Below are 19681 nucleotides of genomic sequence, written 5' to 3'. Positions count from 1 at the left end.
TTTTCCAGCGGAAGAAAAAGGAAATTTATTTCCCTTTTTTTGCTTTCGCTTTTTCTTTATTTTTTTGATCGATCTGAGCACGGTGCTCATCACATAATCTGTACAATTTTCCAGTCAATGGATTTTTGCGAGAAACTTTAGTTCCGCAAACAATGCAAAGACCTTGCGCTCTTCTTCTTTTGTAAAGTTGTTGAACTCTTTCTGCACCAGATGCCTTATATTTGGAGATCTGAATGCGGAAACCTTTGAATAGGTAGTTTCCGATAGATTTCTCCGGATCTTTTTTAAGATCATCTGCAATTTTGTCGATTTGTCCAGGTCCTACTTTTAGTGGTTCCATAGCTTTCTTTTCCTTTAAATTCTAGAATTTTTTTTGTCTGACGAAGCTTTTTCAAGCTCTAATACTGATTATGTTTCTCTAGCTAAAAAAAATTCAACTTTTTTTTTCTTCGAATAACGTTTTTTTGACGTAATGCGTTAAAGTAGACGGTTTACTACGTGTTTTACTATCGTAAATTGTCAAAAAATTATATTCAATTAAACATTGAATAGGTGTTCAATATTATATTTAATCAATGTTAATATTTTTTAAAGTCTCGACCCGAATCGCCTTAGGAAAGCTAGGGCAAGACTCTACGCAGAGACCGCATCCGGTGCAGCTAGAAGAGGCAAAAACCGGCAGATTTCCTTTAAATTGTACGGTTTTTTCGATAGGACAGGCCGTAAAACAGGCATCACAGGTTTTTTCGCCTGTTTTGTGATTGATACAATGTTCGTGTAGGCCTTTCGCCTTCCCGAATTTAGGTTTTGTTTGTAACACATCGTACGTCTCCAAAGCTTTTTCAGGACAAGCTTGAATGCATGGCCAATCTTCGCACAAATGGCAGGCTTTTGCATTCGGATCGAAAAAAGGAAAGTTCTTTCTGGTTTCTTGTGATGTAACAGGGAATAAGACGGTATAAGGACAAGAAAAAATACATTCATTGCAACCTGTGCATAAGGAAAAAAATTGACTACTTGCCCCAGGTGGAAGAGATAGAGTTCTGAAAAGTTTGGTTTTTTTTCTTTTTACAATTTTTTCTTTGGGAACTCTTTTTTTTGGGAACTTTTTTTCTTTTGGTGGGTCTGCCGCTTTTTTTTCATCTTCCCAAACTTCCTTGATCGCTTGGGAGAGATCGTCGGTTTTTTCGAATGCGAATTGAAAGACCGACTTAAATCCTTCTTTGAAAAGGTCTTTTCTTTTCATCTAACCGGGAATACGTTCGATCTGGGCTCCCAAGGAACGTAGTCTCGTATCAATTCCTTCGAAACCTCTGTCAATCTGAACGATATTGTGGATCTCGCTTGTCCCTTCCGCACAAAGAGCTGCAATGATCATTGCCATCCCGGCCCGGATATCGGGGCTTGCTACCCTTTGTCCGTAAAGTCGGGAACGACCGATTACAATCGCTCTATGCGGATCACAAAGGATGATTTGTGCGCCCATAGCAATGATATTGTCTACAAAGAAGAGCCTGGATTCAAAAAGTTTTTCATGGATAAGAACTGTTCCTTGACATTGGGTAGCAGTGACAAGTGCGACCGATGTCATATCCGCAGGAAACCCTGGCCAAGGGGCATCATCGATTTTCGGGGTGGCTCCATGGTAGTCCGGTATGATTTCTAATTTTTGATCCGAAGGAACAAGTATGCCTCCTTCTACCGGTCTTACTTCAATTCCTAGTCTGGAGTAAACCATTCGAATCATTCTCAGATCTTCGAGGTTTACATCTTTGATGAGTATTTCTCCGCCGGTAACTGCCGCTAAACTAATAAAAGAGCCGATTTCCAAATAATCCGAACCGATTCTATGCGTTAAACATCCGCCAGGGGAATGTAAGCTGGTAACCCCTTCGATTTCCAAAACATTGGTGCCAATCCCTGTTATTTTTGCACCTGCTTGGGTCAAAAAACGGCATAATCCTTGGACGTGAGGTTCGGAAGCTGCGTTACGGATGACTGTGGTTCCTTCGGCAAAAACAGCTGCCATGACCGCGTTTTCCGTTGCGGTAACCGATGTTTCGTCCAAGAGGATGTCTTTTCCGAATAATCTTTCCGCTGTGATTTCGTAACCGTCGGGAAAAACTTCGATTTTTGCACCTAATGCTTCTAAGGCAAGTAGATGAGTGTCCATTCTGCGTCTGCCGATTTTGTCTCCGCCGGGTTTGGGTAAAAATACCCTTCCCGTCCGGGCAAGTATCGGACCTGCAAGAGTCACAGCCCCTCTCAGTTGAGAACAAAGTTCGTAAGGAAGATCCGATTTTACTTTATTTTTTTTATGAAAGCGGTAAGATCCACGTGTATCCAGTTGAGTAATTTCTACCCCAATTTGTTTTAATACTTCCAAAAGTTTTAAAACGTCGGATATTTGAGGTAGATTCTCCAAGATAACATCTTCCTCCCAAAGGAGGAGCGCTCCGAGTAAGGGAAGGGCTTCGTTTTTGTTTCCTTGGGGGACTATGGTCCCGTGGAGAGGGTTTTTACCGATGATTTTAAAATAGGATGAGCTCACAGTTACCTCCCATGGAAACATGAGCAATTCTAAGGAAAAGTAATTTATGGAACTTGTAGCACAGGTTTGGATATTTCCGAAATTCGAAGGAATTTATATCTTCTACCTATTTTTGATCGGTCTTGCGGCTTTCGCTTACATTCGGTTTATGAATTATCTGCAAAGTCGGCAATCCCATGTGTTTAGCTATTGGAACGATTTTCAGAAGTTTGCTTTTGCAAGAAAATGCAATCAGCAAGAGATGAATATCCTTCATTCTTTCTACGAAAGCCTGCAGCCGGAAGAGGCGGAAAAATATCTCCATCCGGAAAACCGAGGCAAACTTAGGAATGCTCTCTATCGTTATTTTCTAAAAACTCCGGAAAACCCTACGGAGAAAGAAGTGAATCTTTTTGATAAACTTTTCCGTTCTTCCGCTGATATGAAGAAAGAAATTGATAGTTTGGAAGATATCCCCGTCGGAGAAATCGGTGCGCTGGAAGCGGATGGCAAAGAAGAGCTGACTTATGTAATGCAAAAAACGAAAGATGATCTGCTTCTTTCTACCAAAGCGCTTTCCAAGGAATTTTTGGTTTTAGGCAAACAAGCGAGTTTATACGTATTTAGACCAAGTAGCGGCGGTTATTTGATTCACGGAGTGGTCACCAAACTCAACCAAGACGGAATTGTTTTTCATTTTAACGGAACAATTGAAAGAAAGGGAGAAGCACATTTGATGCTTCTCGCAAGATATTCATTAAATATCTCTCCTTGGCCGCCGAAAGACGCAACCAAAGAATCCATTGAGCTTGACCGGAGCAAATTGATTTTGTCCGAAGAAAGCATCGATCATCAATTGGATATGTTACGCAAAATTTCCAAAGAACAACATGGAGAGGATGAGTCGAAGTTTGCGCTTCCCGACACTGCAAAACCGTTTACCGCTTTGTCAGAGAGGATTTCGGATCGAGGTTTAACCTTTGAAATTCCTCCCAATATTTCTCCGGATATTTGGAAAGTGCAAGACCTTTGGGAAGTTAGTTTTTCTTTTCCCGATGGCCCCGGTTTTTCTTTTCGAGGAAAGATGTTTCCGGTGAAACAAAAGGGAGAATTGTATCTGATTCGTTATGTGGATGCGGATGAGTTTGCAAGGAAACAAGTTTATGAAGAAATCAAAAAAAGAGGAGGAAGTCGTGAGATATTGACTTGATTCTTTTGAAGAAGGCCTGTATTGATTTATGGATTCCGAAAGGCCCAAACATGAATAACATAACGACTTCTTCTATTTTGAATCCATATCTTGTTTTTAGTTCTTTGTTTATATTTTTAACTTTTTCCTGTTCTTCTCCTCAGGTAGTGGAGCAGGAACAACCGAAGGTAGAGAAATCTCTCCCAAACGAGAGAGCCTGGAATCAGACGGCCCAATGTTGTTCTTTGCACTCGGAGTTTTTGGGAGTTGTTGTTTTGAATCAAGTATGTGTATCTCAAACGGAAACAAAACTCGAACTTTTTACCAAAGAATCCAAGTTGGTATGTGTTTTAAAAGAAGGGATGGTGTTTAAAGACGATAAGGGAAATTCGTATTCATTTTTGAAGTCCGAAGGTGTTGATCTTTGTCCTAAACGCACTCGAATGAAAAACACTCCTTTCTCCATCTACTTTGACAGTCTTTCTCCGGAGGCAAAATCGTTCGATCTTATTGAAAATAAAAACGCAAAACATGCGCATAAACCCTGGGCTTTCGAAAAAGTGGATTTATCCGCTTGTAAGTGGAATTGAAATTCTTTTAAAATTTTCGTTTAACTTTTGTTATAATGCCTCTGGAAAAGCTCCCTTCACAGGAGTTTTGGAATCTTTAGGCAAAAGAATCAAATCCACTTTGGGAATTTCTTCTCCTGCATTGTATTTCTCCCCCAAGGCTTCCCAGGAATGGGAAGTAAGAGAAAAAGACAATAGGTAACTTAAATTAGGTAGAACCGGGAGTTTTACAAAAGGAGTTCCCCCGTGAAGCACCACAAAACGTTTGTTCGGATATTTTTTGGAAAGATTTGCAATGTTTAAAATCTCTTTTTCCGAACTGGAATCCATCAGAATATGAGTGATGGATTTCCCTGAAATCGCCTTAGTCAATTGTTTTGCCGTGACGGCTTGAATTCCCTTTTTATCCAAGGATTTTTTCAGATGGATGTTTTTTACAAGACTGAGAGTTGATGCTTTCTGATCTTTCGGAGGAGAAAAAACATTCGGGTAAGCGCGGATCGAATCGTTTGTTATGTTTTTTAAGAAGTTTCCATTCTCTGTGAGTTCTTTGTATTTCAGATTTCGCGTTTCTTCTTTTTTTATTAAAAACTCTTTGATGTTTTCATTTTCAGAATAAATATTCGGAGTAGGCGGCGCAGTATAATAAAGCCCCATCTCCAGTTTTTTCCGAATTTGTTTGAATACCGCTTCTTTTAACAAATCTCTTTTTTTGCCTTCGTTGTCCGTTACGAAAAAATCTCCTTTTGCATAAGCATCCGAGAGTTGTTCTTTAAAACGACGTGCCGTATCTCCCCAACTGGTAAGAAGTACTATATTTGCCCCTGCAAGAATGGCGAGCACACCCGGTCTGTCTTTTTCATAATTTTTGGAAATAGCATGCATTTCCATCGCATCCGTAATGATGATTCCGTTGAATTTCAGTTTTTCTCGTAAAATACCTGTTAGTATTTTTTTTGAAAGTGTTGCGGGATATTTCTCGTCTATCAACGGATAAACGATATGAGCCGTCATCACCGCTTCCGCTCCGGAATCTATCGCTTTTTTGAAAGGAACTAGCTCCAATGTTTCCAGTTCCGTCAGTGTTTTTTTGATGATAGGCAATCCCAAATGACTATCTACATTTGTATCTCCGTGTCCCGGAAAATGTTTGATCACAGGCAAAGCACCTCCCTGTCTTGCCCCTTGTTCGTAAGCGACTGCAACACGGGAAACACGTTCCACATCGGAACCGAAAGATCTGGTATTGATCACCGGATTTTGCGGGTTATTATTGATATCCAGGATCGGTGCGAATAGGAAATTGATTCCCAATTCTTTCAATTCATAAGAAGTAACAAAGCCTACTGTTTTACCCCATTCTTCTTTTCCGGTTTGCCCCACAGCCATGGCGCCGGGGTATTCGGTGATTCCATCCTGAACACGGAACACCCTTCCTCCTTCCTGATCCGTGGAAATCAAAAACGGTTGTAAGCCTTCGGAACTTGCCGTCTGTTGTAAGTTAGACGTTAAAGAAATGATTTCCTGTTTTTTGCCCAGGTTCTTTCCGAATAAAATAATTCCACCCGGTTTTGTTTTTTGAATTTCTTCTGTAGCGATTGCATCTACTGTTTTGGAAGGGATGGCAATATGAATGGTTTGTCCTACTAATTCTTCATCTGTAAGTTTATTTGTGATGTCCCAGGCTTTTTTATCCAACCAAGCCTCTCTTTCATCCGCACGGAGTTCTGTGATATAAAAACTAAAAAAATAGGAAGTTCCGATAAATCCGAAAACCAGGAAGATAGAAAAACTCAATCGAAGTAAAACTTTGTTCATATTCTACCATCTAAGATCGGGAAAAGCGGGGAGCTTGCAAGAAAGAAAATAAAGTAGTTTCGGGAACCTATGGGAGGTTTAAACTTTACGAGTGGATGATTTTTACCAAACCTTAAATAGAAGCAGCGACTTTCGTTCCGTTTTTGAAGGGAATCAATTTTTGCCTGTACCGGAAGATTGGTTTTTACTGATCACGGATATCGCAGGTTCTACAAAAGCAATCGATAATGGGCGCTACAAAGATGTAAACACTGCAGGCGGACTCATTGCAATCGCTGTGGCAAACGTTTACGGGCATATGGATTTTCCATTTGTGTTTGGAGGAGACGGAGTTACTTTTTTACTTCCTATCACTTATTTGCCTTCTGTTCGTTCCGCCATTGCGGATACGATCGGTAAAATCAGAACCACATTCGATCTGGAGATGAAAGCTGGGATCGTTCCGGTACAGGAGTTGTACAAACGAGGCGCGACAGTTTATTTGAGCAAGTTCGAAGCCTCCATTCATTATAACCAGTGTTTGATTTTCGGAAACGGATTGGATCTTGCCGAGTCTTGGGTTAAATCACAGGAAGACGAGTCTTTTCTTGTCCGCGAAACGGAAAGAACAACAGACGCCGACTTTACCGGCTTTACCTGTAGATGGCAGGATATTCCCAGCGAAAAGGGAGAAGTGGTTTCCATGATAGTGGAACCTACCCGCAAAGATTACGAGTCCACTGCAAAGATCATATCACGAGTGTTAAATTTTATTCGGATGGAATTCGGAGAAGAGGAAGATTATCATCCCGTTCCTCTATCTCAACTGGAATTGGACAAAGGGCCTTATCAAGAGAAAGAAGCATTGGTACATAGCAACGGTAAAAAAGGAATCGAGTATTATCTGAGACTTGCAAAAATCAAATTTGAAAAATTGGCGGTGTCCATGGCGATCAAATACAAAATTCCCTTGAAGTCCTCTCATTACCGTTTGGATAAATTAAAAGAATATCAGGCGAGATCCGCCGACTTTCGCAAGTTTGACGGTACGTTGAAGATGGTAATTCACGGTTCTAAAAAAAGCAGGATCGCATTGGAACAGTTTTTGGAAAACATGGAATCGGACGGACTCATTTTATTCGGACATTTCGTATCCACTAAATCCCTTATGACTTGTATTTTAAAGGCAGGCGCTTCTCAAGAAGTACATTTTGTGGATGGGGCGGGGGGAGGACTTACACTTGCCGCCAAAGAATGGAAACAGAAGAGAAAGATGGCCACATCGAAACAGGAAGTAGTATAATTATTGTTCTACGCAATAAATGAGTGCGGATGCTAATAAGCAGTTTGCGCTTCCGTCATTCAAAGCGGATTGGCTTGTCGCATTCGAGGAACCTTTCAGGATGGAACTGAATAGGGTGATATCGGAAAAATTGGAACAATTGTCGCCGGTGGTCCAAGTGCTCGTGCTTGTATCGATTCCGGTGAATACGTTCTGAGTTCCGCTTACCGTAGAAATAGAATTGATCAAAGGGAAAACGAATTGTTTGGAACCATTCGTGATTCCTGTCGGGGTTATTTGATCCGGTCGTAAATACAATGTGTTGGCGGCAAGCGGCCAATCACTGCCGGGAGTTCGTGCGGATGTTGAAATCAAGGCTTTGTAAGTCCCCGTTGTCGGTTTGTTTGCGTCACTATTGCAAGCGCTGTCCGCTCCGGACAATCCGACCGCTCCGGATACGGTGGCATTTGTCAGGAAGATCCTTTTTGCACCAATCGGTTGTTCCATGCAGTAAAGTTTGGAGGTCGTAGAACAAGGATTAGCTCCTGCGGAAAAAGCGGCATTCGAATTTACGCTCGAAACCCCCGAACGTGCATATACGCTTCCAAGATTTGTTGCCCAACCGCTACAAACGGTTCCGCTTTCGATAAAATTCCCGCTACCATCCATCTCAATCCCAGTAAAGACATTCCCGGCCGTAGAGCTGATGGAGTTGGAAAGAGTTCCGCTCGTCCAACCGGGTCCCGCTGGCAAACTTGATCCTATAAGAGTAGTTCCGTCCGCCCGGTAATAGTCCCAACCCTTTAACATGATCCAGTCGGTGGTTCCGTTTCTTCCTCCACCCATTCTAAGTGCTTTATAAGCGGAACCCGTATAAGGTCGGCCTGCGTCCGAATTGCACAAGGCATCTGCACTTACGGTAGAACGATTTCCATCGGTGGTTGTTTCCGAGAGAAAGATTCTAAGTTTGGGAGAATCCAATGTGAAAGTTTTTGATTCGACTGCGGAACCTAAGTAGTCTGTTTTACAAGCGATTGCTTTTACCGTTTTGGTTCCTGTCGTATTATGCTGGAATTGATTGGATGCAGTTCCTACCGAGCAACCTCCGCTTGTATTGCAAGCCGGACTGGAACCCGTATCCAACAAACATATATTAGCTCCTCCGGTTGCAGTTGAAAGCAGTAAGGTTGTGGAAGGTAATGTCGCTGTAGCAGGCGAAAAAATACTTGTACCTATTTTATAAACGGGAGTGGCGGCAGTGAAGGTGAAAGTTCCTGTGGCTGCGGAAGCTGACCCGTAACCTGTTTTGCACCCGATAACACGCATATTGTGGATTCCTCCCGAACCTGCCACGGGGAGATTGATCCAACTGGAAAAAGTATAGGTTCCTGATGCAGCGGGTGCCGCACAATCCGGAGTAGACGCATCGATTCTGTAAAGTATCGTTGCGCCGGTTGTCACAGTTCCCCAAACGGCGACAATATCGCTGTCAAAAGTTCCGTCGGCTCCCGGTGAGGTGAGAGTCGGCGTCGCCACTTGCAAATTGGATGTTTTTGTAACAACCGCGGAAGGATTTGTCAAAGCTGCGCATCCTATGGCTTTGATCGAAAAGGAATTTTGAGTGATGCTGATGGAATTTCCCGCTGTTGCTCCTACACCTGTACAATCAGGATTGATTCCATCCGTGCGGTAGTATATGACAGAAGATCCTGAAGCGCTTAAAGTTGTGGTATAATCATTGTTAGCGACAGTATTCGGATCCGGAGAAAAACTAACTGTTCCTACCGTTCCGCCGATGGTTACCGTTTGTTGGATCACAGAAGATTGGATATAATTATTGCTACAGGCTCTCGCTCTGAAGTCACTGCTTACGTTGATAGGAACGGGAGCGGTATAGGCTACTGTTCCCGAAGCGCAAAATCCTCCCGTATTTAGGGCAGAACCTCCGTTAGTTGCCGAACATTCCGGATCAGCGCCGATTCGATAACATAAAGTTTGTCCCGAGGGAGGGGAATTTTCCGTTAAAGTAAGCGTGTTTAGGACACCGGCTGGTCCCGAAAGAGATGGAGCCGGAACAGTCCCGGTGACTGTATAAGCTGCGCTCGTATAAATATCAGAGTCGGTAAAACCCGATTTGCAAGCAATCGCTTTGATATAATAAGAGGGAGTGTTCAGAGGTATGGAAACATTTCCGGTAGGGGATGCGCAAGAAGGATCGGAAGGTAGACTCGTGCCATGAGTGACATGGATGGTTGCTCCCGAAGTGGTCGAGCTGAAACCAATGTTTTGCGCGATTTGATAAACACCGGAAGATACGGAAGGGGAAGGTATATTTGCCTTTAAATTATAAGAGACCGAAGTGGAAACATTAGAGTCCGTGTAACTTGCCCGGCAGGCGATCGCCTTTATCACGTTATTTGTGTTAGCGGAAATGGTTGCGCTGGTTCCTACGCTTCCCGTACCGCAAGTAGGAGGAGTGTGAGATCCGTTTCCTACCGTATAGTAGATTGTTGTTCCCGGATCGGAGCTGATAGTAATTGTTTGTTCGTTTTCATATATTCCGGAGACAAGGCCCGGGTTTGCGGAAAAACTCGGCGCGGTCAATTGTCCGTTGATCGTATAACTTGCGCTTACGACAGAAGAGGAAATCCAGGCAGGTGAGGATTTGCAAGCGATTGCGATGATAGTAGAACTTGCTGCAACTGTAATGGGGTTAGGCGATGTGGCACTGGCACAAGTAGGTCCCGAGCCATCGGTAGTGTAATGGATACTGGTTCCGGAAGGACTGCCCGCTCCCGCGGAAACCGTTACGGACTGACTTCCTCCGTAGGCACCTGCAGCTAAGGAAAAAACAGGGGTTGGTAACGTACCTGTCATGGTATAAATTCCCGAAATGATCGCAGAACTCGTGTAATTCGATTTACAGGCAATCGAATAAACATTGTTTATCGTTTCCGAGCCGGTGATGTTAAGGGAAGGTGCGGTTGTAGAATCGGAACAAGAGGCACTCGCCCCGACTCTGTAATGGATGTTCGCTCCCGATGTGGTTGTGGAAGCGGAAACCGAAATGTTGGAAGAATAATCTCCACTAACAGGGCTTAGTATGGGATCGGCCACAGTCAACCGGTAGGTTTGGGAAGAAAATGTGGAATCCGCCCATCCGGACCGGCATGCAATTGCGACGATTCTCGTATCATCCTGATTGATTGTAAGTGGTGTCGTATAAAGCGTCGAGCTGGAACAGTCCGGATTGGAGGGAGTGCTTCCGATTGTTAGGTTGTATCTAATGGACGCACCGCTTGTAGGGGAGGAGAGAGTAAGCGTTTGATCATTGTAATAAGTTCCTCCCGACATACTGAAATTAGGCGCTGCTACTGTACCTGTAATTTCGTAATATCCGCTTGTTTCCGATGATCTGGTATATCCCGCCAAACAGGAAATAGCTCTTATTGTTGTTGATGCGGAAATTGCCACGGAAGTTCCTGAAGTGCTAGTGCAAGTCGGTGCGGAATTGTCCGTTGTATAATGAATTGCGATCCCGATAGGACTTCCCGGTGGAGTCATTGTCAATGATTGAGCGGTTGTGTAAGTTCCCGGCGGAATATTGAAATTGGGAGTTCCTAATAATCCGTTTGTAATCGTATAATCCCCTCTTTGTGTAAAAGAAGATTTGTCCGCCTTACAGGCAATTGCCCGCAAGTCATGTGATTCGATTGTAGGAGGTGCCGTAGGCGCCGCGAGAGAAACGGAGCCCGAATAAACCGTTCCGTTGCTTCCCGAACAATCGGGTGAAATTCCGTTTAGTGAATAATATATTTTTGCTCCGTCCGTTGCACTTGTGATTTGAACGGACTGGGCCAAGTAATATTCGCTAGGTGGTGGAGAAAAAACCGGGGTTTGCACGTAAATCGCTTCCCCGCATTCGACTCCAACCGATGTAACATTGGAGCCGTTGATCATGCCTTCGCTTCCCGTCACTTCACAAACTTGAGTCGGATCGGAAGGAGAGGCTATCAGGGAAATTTTATAAGTGGTGCGATCGGAATAACTTTTGTCAAAATGAAAGGAGCCGGAAGAAACAATCTCCAGAGATTCTATCACCGGACTTGTATCGAAGTTGGCTCTTGTTTCGATTTGAATTTTTAGATTTTTTCCCAGGATGTTCTTTGCAGTTCCTCCGATGGAATAACGATCCCATCCTAAGAATTGTTTTAAAAAATTGCTGAGGGAGATAAATTCCCAAGGGGAGCGTTTTAATTTCAACGAACACCCAGAAGATAAAATCAAAGCCAATAATATAAGGCTTAACTTTCGCATAAAAAACTTCACTGTTCCATTTAGACAGAATATGAGGATCTTTTGTGGGTCAAGGGCAATTCTTATGATTTTGTTATATAGTGAATTTCGCTATACGAAACAGACAAACATACGTTAAATGATATTTTTATCTATCTTCCGGGAAATACATTCTGTGGTGAATACTACTATGTTTTCTCAATAGACAATTTTTCTTCCGTTGGAAATATCGAAACTATGAAGCTATTTTTGATTCTGCTTTTTTCCTCCGTTTTTTTATCCTGCTCCGATTCTTCCAAAGAAACAGAGAGCGAAACCGCCAAACAGGAATCCAGTCCTACGGAACCTAGAATTATTTTTTTCGGGGATTCTCTTACGGCAGGTTACGGGCTGCTTGATTATGAAGAGGCATGGCCTCATTTGGTAGTCAGTCGTTTGAAAAAGGAAGGGTTTCATTACCAGATAACAAACGCAGGTGTCTCGGGTGATACTACGAGTGGAGGATTGGGCAGGATTGATTGGGTGTTGAGTCAGAAGCCGGATATTTTCGTATTGGAGCTTGGCGCCAATGACATGTTACGCGGTATTTCTCCCAAAATCACAAGGTCCAATTTAAAATCGATGATTCAAAAGGTGAAATCTTCTTATCCGGATTGTAAGATTTTGCTCGTTGGTATGCGTGCCACTCCGAATTTGGGAAAAAAATATGCAGCAGAATTCGATTCGATTTATCCCGATCTGGCAAAGGAAGAGGACTTGAGTTTTATCCCGTTTTTATTGGAGAAAGTTGCCACCATACGGAAGTTAAATCAAAAAGACGGAATTCATCCTACTTCGGAGGGGCATAAACTTGTAGCAGAAACGGTTTACCCTTATTTGAAAAAATTGGCGGAAAAGTAAATTCATTCGGGGTTTCGCTGAAAAGCAGATGCGAATTCGGGCAAAAAGGCGAACAAATTTCGAAAAAAATCAATAGATTTCCGTTTGTATTTGCAAATTCAACTGATGCGTGCTAAATGGAGCACATTGGGTGGCGGGTCCAGTACCCCACCCTCAATCGGGCGGGGTACTATATTCCTTCTCCATCTAACCCCCGTCATCCGGGCCATCCCCCGTCCCCTTAAAACCGGTTGACAGCCTCTCTTTTCGATTCATTCTATCGACTATTATGTCAGAACCTTTTCCTATTCCTCCTTTTGCAAAGGCATGCAAAGAAAAAGCGAAAGATGCATTCGGTGCCTCCTTCATTCATCCGTTCGTGGTTGCACTTGCGGACGGCAGTCTTGCTTCCGAAACCTTTCGGTTTTATCAGATTCAGGATGCAAAGTATCTGGAATCTTTTTCCGATGCTTGCGCCATTCTTTCCACAAAGGCAAGTGATCCGAAAGATAAACTTTGGCTGATTGACGCCGCGAGAATGTCACTTGTTGTAGAAAACGAATTGCATTTGAATTATGGAAAAAAATTGGGATATGATGCGAAGACAATCGCAGATACGGAACCAACCCCCAATAATTTGGCCTATCAAAATCATATGGTATCCGCGGCACTGAAAGGAAGTTCGGTTGAAGGTTTATCCGCCATTGCACCTTGTCCTTGGCTTTATATCGAGCTCGGACAGCACTTATTGCAAAAGATGGGAACGATCCCAAATGATCATCCTTATGGAGACTGGCTTCGTATGTATTCCGATCCCGGATTCAACGAATATATGAAAAATCTTTTGGCGTTATTGCAAAAATGGGCGGACCAAACGGACGCGGGAACCAGGGAAAAAGCCATACTTGCCTTTGAAAAAAGCGTTCATTACGAATGGATGTTCTGGGACCAAGCATGGACAAAACAAACTTGGCATCACTAGACTTTCTTTCTTTTTTCCTTGCGAAAGAACTGTTTCAAAAAATCATGGTGTTACTCAAACCTCTCGCGGGAATAGCTCAGCGGTAGAGCATCTCCTTGCCAAGGAGAGGGTCGCGGGTTCAAGTCCCGTTTCCCGCTAACAGAGGTCTAGACAGAGGCAGAAGACAAAAAGATCCCCTCCTTACTTCTGACTATTGTGGCTCTTGATTCTCCTCCCCCATTCTTGAAATTTTTTATATTGGAATTAGCATGGAATTTACTGCAAAGAAAAACAACAACGCATCTTGCGATTTAACCATTACCTTCAATGCCGCCGAGGTAGAAGTTGCTTATAAAAAAGCTTACGAAAGAGCGAAAGAAAAAGTCAAGATCCCGGGATTTCGCCCCGGCAAAGCTCCGCTTGACATGGTGGAAAAAGTATTGGGTGATTCCGTAATAGACGACGCCGCCAATGTTATGTTAAACCAAGCGATGGCGGACTTGTTCGACAAATTGGAACACAAACCGATTCGCATCCCTCAATTTCAAGTGGAGAGTTTTGATCGTAAAACCGGCGCTAAAGCGAAGGCGACTTACGACACAAAACCGGAAGTAACACTTCCCAAACTCAAAAAAATCAAGATCCAACCGAAAGAAATCAAAATAGCGGATGCAGACATCCAGAAAGAATTGGAAGGAATGCAAAAAAACCTAGCTCGCAACAGCCTCAAAGAAGAGGGCGATAAAGTCGAAGCTACCGATTTATTGGAAATCAATTATAAGTTCAAAGAAGAAGGAAAAGATTTTCCTGACGCATACCAAACCGGCAAATTTCAAATGGGGGCGACCCAAAATCCTCCTGGTTTCGAAGACAATCTTTTGGGAATGAAGATGAACGATGAAAAAGAGTTTAACTTCCGTTATCCTGATTCTTTCCCTCAGTCCCCCGAGTCCGCTGGCAAAACATTGATTTACATCGTAAAAGTGACTGCGATTTACAAAGTCACTTACCCTGATATCAATGATGATTTTGCTTCCGAGGTGGACGGTTCTGCAAACTTACAAGAGTTAAAGGACAAAACCAAAAAACAATTGGAAGAAATCTTCGTTTCGGCGCTTAAGAAAAAAGCGATCGACGAAGCTTATACGGACATCATCAAAGAATCCAAGTTCATTATCCCAGAATCTCTTATAAAAGAGGAAACGGACGGAGTTTTCCATAACTTCATCCATGAATTCGGTCTTCCCCATACGACTTTGCCGGAATACGCAAAAAGACTGGGCAAAGAAGAATCCGAAGTTCGGGAATCCTTCGGAAAAGCCGCTGAAAAGCGAATCCAAACCTACCTTTTGAAGCACAAAATCGGAGAAGAATACAAAATCACGATTTCTGACGAAGAATGGGAAGAAGGTTACGAAAAAGAAGCCAAAACACAAGGAATTCCGACCGAATCCCTCAAAAAAGAAGTCCAAAAACAAAAGGCGGAAACTTTTTACCGGGACAAATTCCTGTTTGATAAAATCGACGAGTTTGTTTACGGTGAGGTAGATAAGAAATCTCCTAAATCGGTTTCCATCGAAGAAGCAGAGAAATTATTGAGCGGGAAAGAATAAAACATGTCAACATTAATGCCCTACGTAATCGAACAAACAAGCAGAGGAGAACGTCAGTATGATATCTTCTCCAGACTATTGAAAGACCGGATTATCTTCCTAGGCTCCGGAATTGACGAAGCTTATGCGAACGTCATTTCGGCGCAGTTATTATTCCTGGAAGCGGAAAATCCGGAAAGAGATATTTACCTCTATATCAATAGTCCAGGTGGTTACGTAAGTTCCGGGATGGCGATTTATGATACCATGCAGCTCATCAAACCGGAAGTAAGAACCCTTTGTATCGGCCAGGCATCTTCCATGGCAGCACTTCTTTTGGCTGGCGGTGCAAAAGGAAAACGTTCCGCACTTCCCAATTCCAGAATTATGTTGCACCAACCTTACGGTGGAGCAGGCGGACAGGCGTCGGATATCGAAATTTCCGCAAAAGAAATTGTTAAGATAAAAGATAAGCTGATCGAACTTTATGCTAAGCACTCCGGCAAAACAACCGAACAGATTCAAAAAGACACTGAGCGCAATATGTATATGAGCGCGGAAGAAGCGAAGGAATACGGGATCATTGATAACGTAATCCAAGAACGCAAACAGATCCAAGCTTAAAAAAGGAGCTCTCCATGACCAAACGTCCGACTACAACAGGGAATACTCGTGAAAAATTGCATTGTTCATTTTGTGGCAAAGCACAAGACGAGGTTCGTCGTTTGGTCGCAGGTCCTGGAGTTTATATCTGCGATGAATGTATTTCTCTCTGTAATGAAATCATCGCAGAAGAGCCGCAAGGTGGTGAAAAAACCGCTATCGTTGGCGATATTCCGAAACCTCTTGAAATCAAAAAAATCTTAGACCAGTACGTGATCGGGCAGGAGCAGGCTAAAAAAGCACTCGCTGTTGCCGTTTACAATCACTACAAACGTATTTTTCATAACGATCGCAAAGCGGGCGAAGTGGAATTGGAAAAATCCAATATCATGCTCATCGGTCCTACCGGATCGGGCAAGACCTTGCTTGCCCAGACTTTGGCTCGTATTTTAAAAGTTCCTTTTGCCATCGTAGATGCGACTGCACTTACGGAAGCGGGTTATGTGGGAGAGGATGTGGAAAACATCATTCTCAAACTCATCCAAAACTCCGACAACGATGTAAAACGTGCGGAAATGGGAATCATTTATATCGACGAGATCGATAAGATTTCCCGCAAATCCGATTCCGCTTCGATCACTAGAGACGTGTCAGGCGAAGGTGTGCAACAAGCATTGCTTAAAATCATAGAAGGTACTGTTGCCAATGTTCCTCCCCAAGGAGGACGCAAACATCCTCACCAGGAATACATCCCTGTAGAAACAAAAAACATTCTGTTCATTTGCGGGGGAGCTTTTGTAGGCCTCGACCAGATCATCAAACAAAGAGTTGGTGTTAAGTCGATAGGATTCCATTCCGGTGAAGCGGTAAACGAGATGGGCCAGGCAATCGATACCAATGACAATTTGGTTCATCATGTGATCCCTGATGATTTGATGAAATTCGGTTTGATTCCGGAATTTATCGGTCGTTTGCCGATCGTTGCCACCTTGGATGAATTAACGGTAGAATCTTTGAAATCTATTTTTACCGAACCTAAAAACTCTCTCCTCAAACAATACCAAAAGATGTTTGATATCGAGAATGTAAAACTCAAGTTTACGGAAGACGCCATCGGCGCCATTGCTGCGACTGCGATCAAACGGGAAAGTGGGGCGAGGGGACTGCGTGCGATCATCGAAGACATTATGATGGATTTGATGTTTCAGATCCCATCCAGAAAGGATGTATTGGAAGTTGTGGTTACGGAAGATACTGTCCTCCGAAACGAACCTCCGATTACAATTCTCAAAGGCGATATAGAAAAAATCGCCTGATTGGTTTCATCATCTAAAAAAGTAAGGATCAAATAATGAACGCAGATTCTAAAATATCCGTTAGTATGCGAATTGTACAAATTTGTTTGTTTCTTATCGCTGCAATTGCTATCTTTGGTGGAACTCTGCAAATGTATCTAGGTGAGCCTACAACTAGCCCGAGGCTGGACAACCTGCATCGATTTATGGCGGGAGTTTATCTGTCTTTGGGTTTGATTAGCGGTTGGGCAGCTTGGACGATTCGAACTCAAACTACATTGGTTTATTTACTTGCTTTAGCAGTACTGATTGCTGCCATCGGAAGGCTTGTTTCCATGTCGGTGGTAGGTTTACCTGAACCTGCCGGACTTTGGATTGGTTATCTTGTTCCTGAATTGGTATTTCCGGTAGTCATAATAACTGCGCATTTCATCAGTCAGAAAAAATCCAACTCTTAAAATCAAGAACGGTTTTTCATCCCCTTTCTATTCCTTTCTAGTCGGGGTTTAAGTTTTATTTAGTTCTGCGGAACACAAAGATGCTTAGGTTTTCCAGCGGGTTTGTAAGGTTTCTCTCTTTTCCCAGACCTTGCATTTTTTTCGCGATAGCGAGAAGCATCTCTCTGGAAGAGTTGGGATTCAAATCCAATAGATAATCCACAAATTCCTCCATAATTTCAAAAGAGGTCAAACCAAACTCTTGTAAGGTGCGATCGCTTCCCCAGACCAAATAGTCTCCCACTTCGATTCCGTCCGCCACGGAAAACTCATGATCATGAACTGCGTGCCAAGAATCATCTCCGCTTCCTTCTATGACTTGGATTCCTTGTTTGGAGAATTGGAATACAGGCATGTCCATAAAATGTAAAAACTGCAACTTGTCTTTTTCCGCACCCACCCCGAATAGAGATAGTTTAAGGCCAGTTAGGCTGAGGTTGCGGAGTGCGGTTTCTATTCTTGTCAGAACATGTGCCGTTGTGTCTTCCGTATCGATAAAACTGGAAAATATTCCATGAACAAAGAGCCTCTCGGAAGCTTCCGTAATCCCCGCTTCCAAATGACCGGCAAGGATTCCCACAAAACCGTCCTTGGTTTTCAGAATCCGCATATAGTCACTGTTAGCATGTCTTACTACGCTGGGGTAAGCGGACACGTCCCAACCGTGGATTTTTTTCAATTCTATATCCGGCATAAGTCGCAAAAGACTAGTAGCCTTCGTTTCCACCCAATTCGGATCTTCGCTACCTATGGCGCCGAGAGTTCCGTTCCCCGCCTGGAACAATGCGAGTTTGATGGAACGAATGATGGATGTTTCTTCCGTAAACTCGTCCGCTCTGTCTTCGCTCGCGGAAAGATCTTTGTGTTGGATTTCACTTGCGATATGTCGGAATATTTTGTAAATAAAACCTAATAGATAGTAGGCGAGTCCCGCAACGCATCCTGCAAATATTAGGGACAAATACAGTCCTAACATTTTGAATGCGATCGTACTTTTTCCCGTTGGGTTTTGCCAGTGACGGAAAGCAAATTCGGATACTAGAAAAAGAATTAAAAATAAACAGAATGAGAATAGTCCCAGTAGGATTGGGATTTTAGTGCGAACGCTTAATTTTCTAATATTCATGTTTTTTATCCGATCGTTCCAATATCTTCATCAAAATGGCTGATACAAAAAACAAAAAGCTCAATGGCACAAGTAACATCATCATGGAAAATACATCCGGTCCGGGAGAAAGCACCGCAGAAACGACAGCGATTATCAGAATTCCTTCTCTCCATTTGGAAAGCAAAAAACCGGAGGAGAGTATGCCGATTCTTCCCAGTAAAATCAAAACAATCGGCAATTGAAATGAAGCTCCGAAAACGAGATGAAGATTAAAAAATAAATCATAGTATTCATCAATAGGAAGATAGGGATCTATCCCTTCCGGTCTCAAAACTACAAGAAAGACTCTTAAGAAATTTTCAAAAACGGTGAACCAACAAAGCAAGAGTCCCGACCAAAAAAGAAGTGTGGAAAATAAGATGATGAACTTTCCCCATTTTTCGGTTCTGGAGTCCACTGCAGGAACGATAAATCCCCAAAGGATAAATAGCAAAATCGGCAATGCCACAAGAACCGATAGCAGAAATGAAGTTTTCAAATAGATGATAAACGGCGCCATCAACTGGATTTGAAAAAAATGTGCGTTGGGACCAAGCACTGCCCGGTAAGGACTGATCAAAATGGAATGGATTTCCGCTCCAAAATACAAAGTCACCACCATAAACGCAAAAATCACGAGCATGGAGTAAATAAGCCTTTGGCGAAGCTCTTCCAAGTGTTCGCCCAGGGTCATGACTTTTTCCCTAATTTCTGAGTTTTCGGGTAAGGGGAGAGGTTTTGTTTTTTTTACTTTCGCCAAGGCTTAAAGAATTTATGCTTTTTTCTTCTTCGGTTTGGTAGTTTCTTTTTCCAGGGATTCATTTTGAGGAATCGAACTGGTAGGCTCATCGTCTGTGGAGCCGGTTAAGGACTTACGAAATTCTTTGATGCCTGAGCCTAAATCCTTTGCGAGCGAAGGAAGGCGTTTGCCACCAAAAAAGAGCAGAGCCAAAAAAACGATGAGTGCAATTTCCCAAGGGCCAAGATTGAAAAAAGCAAGTGGGGGTAGAAAAGAAATAGGAATCTGGAGCATAATTTCCTCTT

The 19681-nt window shown here is 42.9% G+C and carries 17 protein-coding genes and 1 tRNA gene; 10 read left to right on the top strand and 8 right to left on the bottom strand.

The window, feature by feature from the left end; genetic code table 11:
• Nucleotides 1-25 precede the first annotated feature (25 nt).
• From DI077_RS13065 to murA, 3 genes are all read right to left on the bottom strand, one after another.
• Nucleotides 26-340: an LIC10235 family protein gene (locus tag DI077_RS13065; protein ID WP_109020270.1), complete on the bottom strand. Its 315-nt coding sequence runs from the start codon at nt 338-340 to the stop codon at nt 26-28.
• A gap of 228 nt (nt 341-568) precedes the next feature.
• On the bottom strand, nt 569-1246 hold the full coding sequence (locus DI077_RS13060) for a 4Fe-4S dicluster domain-containing protein (protein WP_109020267.1): 678 nt from the start codon (nt 1244-1246) through the stop codon (nt 569-571).
• A complete protein-coding gene (murA, locus tag DI077_RS13055) occupies nt 1247-2551 on the bottom strand; it encodes a UDP-N-acetylglucosamine 1-carboxyvinyltransferase (RefSeq protein ID WP_109020574.1) in 1305 nt (434 codons plus the stop codon). It lies immediately after the preceding gene.
• Nucleotides 2552-2597: 46 nt separating this feature from the next.
• Here murA and DI077_RS13050 point away from each other — a divergent pair, with 46 nt between their 5' ends.
• Both DI077_RS13050 and DI077_RS13045 read left to right on the top strand, forming a co-directional pair.
• Entirely contained in the window at nt 2598-3740 is a 1143-nt protein-coding gene (locus DI077_RS13050) for a hypothetical protein (protein WP_109020264.1), read from the top strand.
• A gap of 50 nt (nt 3741-3790) precedes the next feature.
• Nucleotides 3791-4309, top strand: a complete 519-nt coding sequence (locus DI077_RS13045; RefSeq protein ID WP_242935196.1) for a hypothetical protein — start codon at nt 3791-3793, stop codon at nt 4307-4309.
• 30 nt (nt 4310-4339) lie between these two features.
• On the opposite strand, the gene DI077_RS13040 is transcribed toward DI077_RS13045, so the two are convergent.
• Entirely contained in the window at nt 4340-6106 is a 1767-nt protein-coding gene (locus DI077_RS13040) for a glycoside hydrolase family 3 protein (protein ID WP_109020261.1), read from the bottom strand.
• A 91-nt stretch (nt 6107-6197) separates the two neighbouring features.
• On the opposite strand from DI077_RS13040, the gene DI077_RS13035 reads away from it, so the two are divergent.
• The gene (locus DI077_RS13035) at nt 6198-7388 is read left to right on the top strand and encodes a DUF3095 domain-containing protein (RefSeq protein WP_109020258.1); all 1191 of its coding nucleotides are present in this window, start codon (nt 6198-6200) and stop codon (nt 7386-7388) included.
• On the opposite strand, the gene DI077_RS13030 is transcribed toward DI077_RS13035, so the two are convergent.
• Nucleotides 7389-11630, bottom strand: coding sequence for a chitobiase/beta-hexosaminidase C-terminal domain-containing protein (locus DI077_RS13030; RefSeq protein ID WP_242935195.1), 4242 nt, complete (start codon nt 11628-11630; stop codon nt 7389-7391). It lies immediately after the preceding gene.
• A gap of 270 nt (nt 11631-11900) precedes the next feature.
• Here DI077_RS13030 and DI077_RS13025 point away from each other — a divergent pair, with 270 nt between their 5' ends.
• The 7 genes from DI077_RS13025 (at nt 11901) to DI077_RS12995 (ending at nt 17451) form a co-directional block, all read left to right on the top strand.
• Entirely contained in the window at nt 11901-12563 is a 663-nt protein-coding gene (locus DI077_RS13025) for an arylesterase (RefSeq protein ID WP_109020252.1), read from the top strand.
• A 268-nt stretch (nt 12564-12831) separates the two neighbouring features.
• Nucleotides 12832-13524, top strand: a complete 693-nt coding sequence (locus DI077_RS13020) for a TenA family protein (RefSeq protein WP_109020250.1) — start codon at nt 12832-12834, stop codon at nt 13522-13524.
• Between the two features lie 65 nt (nt 13525-13589).
• Nucleotides 13590-13661: transfer RNA gene (locus DI077_RS13015), tRNA-Gly, on the top strand.
• Nucleotides 13662-13772: 111 nt separating this feature from the next.
• Nucleotides 13773-15116, top strand: a complete 1344-nt coding sequence (gene tig / locus DI077_RS13010) for a trigger factor (RefSeq protein WP_109020248.1) — start codon at nt 13773-13775, stop codon at nt 15114-15116.
• A gap of 3 nt (nt 15117-15119) precedes the next feature.
• A complete protein-coding gene (gene clpP / locus DI077_RS13005) occupies nt 15120-15719 on the top strand; it encodes an ATP-dependent Clp endopeptidase proteolytic subunit ClpP (protein WP_109020246.1) in 600 nt (199 codons plus the stop codon).
• 14 nt (nt 15720-15733) lie between these two features.
• Nucleotides 15734-17014: an ATP-dependent Clp protease ATP-binding subunit ClpX gene (gene clpX / locus DI077_RS13000; protein ID WP_109020243.1), complete on the top strand. Its 1281-nt coding sequence runs from the start codon at nt 15734-15736 to the stop codon at nt 17012-17014.
• 35 nt (nt 17015-17049) lie between these two features.
• Nucleotides 17050-17451, top strand: a complete 402-nt coding sequence (locus DI077_RS12995; protein WP_109020240.1) for a DUF4345 domain-containing protein — start codon at nt 17050-17052, stop codon at nt 17449-17451.
• Nucleotides 17452-17506: 55 nt separating this feature from the next.
• Here the strand turns inward: DI077_RS12995 and rktP are convergent, their stop codons facing one another.
• From rktP to DI077_RS12980, 3 genes are read right to left on the bottom strand one after another with little or no spacing between them, the layout of a single operon-like run.
• Complete coding sequence (gene rktP / locus DI077_RS12990; RefSeq protein ID WP_109020237.1) at nt 17507-18616, bottom strand: Arg-Lys translocation region protein phosphatase RktP; 1110 nt, start codon at nt 18614-18616, stop codon at nt 17507-17509.
• A complete protein-coding gene (tatC, locus tag DI077_RS12985) occupies nt 18606-19397 on the bottom strand; it encodes a twin-arginine translocase subunit TatC (protein ID WP_174705635.1) in 792 nt (263 codons plus the stop codon). The genes rktP and tatC overlap by 11 nt, the downstream gene beginning before the upstream one ends.
• Nucleotides 19398-19409: 12 nt before the next feature.
• Nucleotides 19410-19670 carry a Sec-independent protein translocase subunit TatA/TatB gene (locus tag DI077_RS12980; protein ID WP_109020234.1) on the bottom strand — a complete coding sequence of 87 codons (261 nt, stop codon included), beginning with the start codon at nt 19668-19670 and terminating at the stop codon, nt 19410-19412.
• Nucleotides 19671-19681 lie beyond the last annotated feature (11 nt).

This window comes from Leptospira kobayashii, from assembly GCF_003114835.2.
GTDB lineage: Bacteria > Spirochaetota > Leptospiria > Leptospirales > Leptospiraceae > Leptospira_A > Leptospira_A kobayashii.
Note: the sequence above shows the minus strand (reverse complement) of the source record. Positions and strands in the feature narration are given on the sequence as shown.

Excerpts from the sequence above, each read along its gene's own strand:
- DI077_RS13020 (WP_109020250.1), top strand. The coding sequence starts at position 12,832 with ATGTCAGAACCTTTTCCTATTCCTCCTTTTGCAAAGGCATGCAAAGAA.
- tig (WP_109020248.1), top strand. The coding sequence starts at position 13,773 with ATGGAATTTACTGCAAAGAAAAACAACAACGCATCTTGCGATTTAACC.
- DI077_RS13050 (WP_109020264.1), top strand. The coding sequence starts at position 2,598 with ATGGAACTTGTAGCACAGGTTTGGATATTTCCGAAATTCGAAGGAATT.
- DI077_RS13060 (WP_109020267.1), bottom strand. The coding sequence starts at position 1,246 with ATGAAAAGAAAAGACCTTTTCAAAGAAGGATTTAAGTCGGTCTTTCAA.
- DI077_RS13025 (WP_109020252.1), top strand. The coding sequence starts at position 11,901 with ATGAAGCTATTTTTGATTCTGCTTTTTTCCTCCGTTTTTTTATCCTGC.
- DI077_RS12980 (WP_109020234.1), bottom strand. The coding sequence starts at position 19,670 with ATGCTCCAGATTCCTATTTCTTTTCTACCCCCACTTGCTTTTTTCAAT.
- clpP (WP_109020246.1), top strand. The coding sequence starts at position 15,120 with ATGTCAACATTAATGCCCTACGTAATCGAACAAACAAGCAGAGGAGAA.
- DI077_RS12995 (WP_109020240.1), top strand. The coding sequence starts at position 17,050 with ATGAACGCAGATTCTAAAATATCCGTTAGTATGCGAATTGTACAAATT.
- DI077_RS13045 (WP_242935196.1), top strand. The coding sequence starts at position 3,791 with ATGAATAACATAACGACTTCTTCTATTTTGAATCCATATCTTGTTTTT.
- DI077_RS13065 (WP_109020270.1), bottom strand. The coding sequence starts at position 340 with ATGGAACCACTAAAAGTAGGACCTGGACAAATCGACAAAATTGCAGAT.
- rktP (WP_109020237.1), bottom strand. The coding sequence starts at position 18,616 with ATGAATATTAGAAAATTAAGCGTTCGCACTAAAATCCCAATCCTACTG.
- clpX (WP_109020243.1), top strand. The coding sequence starts at position 15,734 with ATGACCAAACGTCCGACTACAACAGGGAATACTCGTGAAAAATTGCAT.
- DI077_RS13040 (WP_109020261.1), bottom strand. The coding sequence starts at position 6,106 with ATGAACAAAGTTTTACTTCGATTGAGTTTTTCTATCTTCCTGGTTTTC.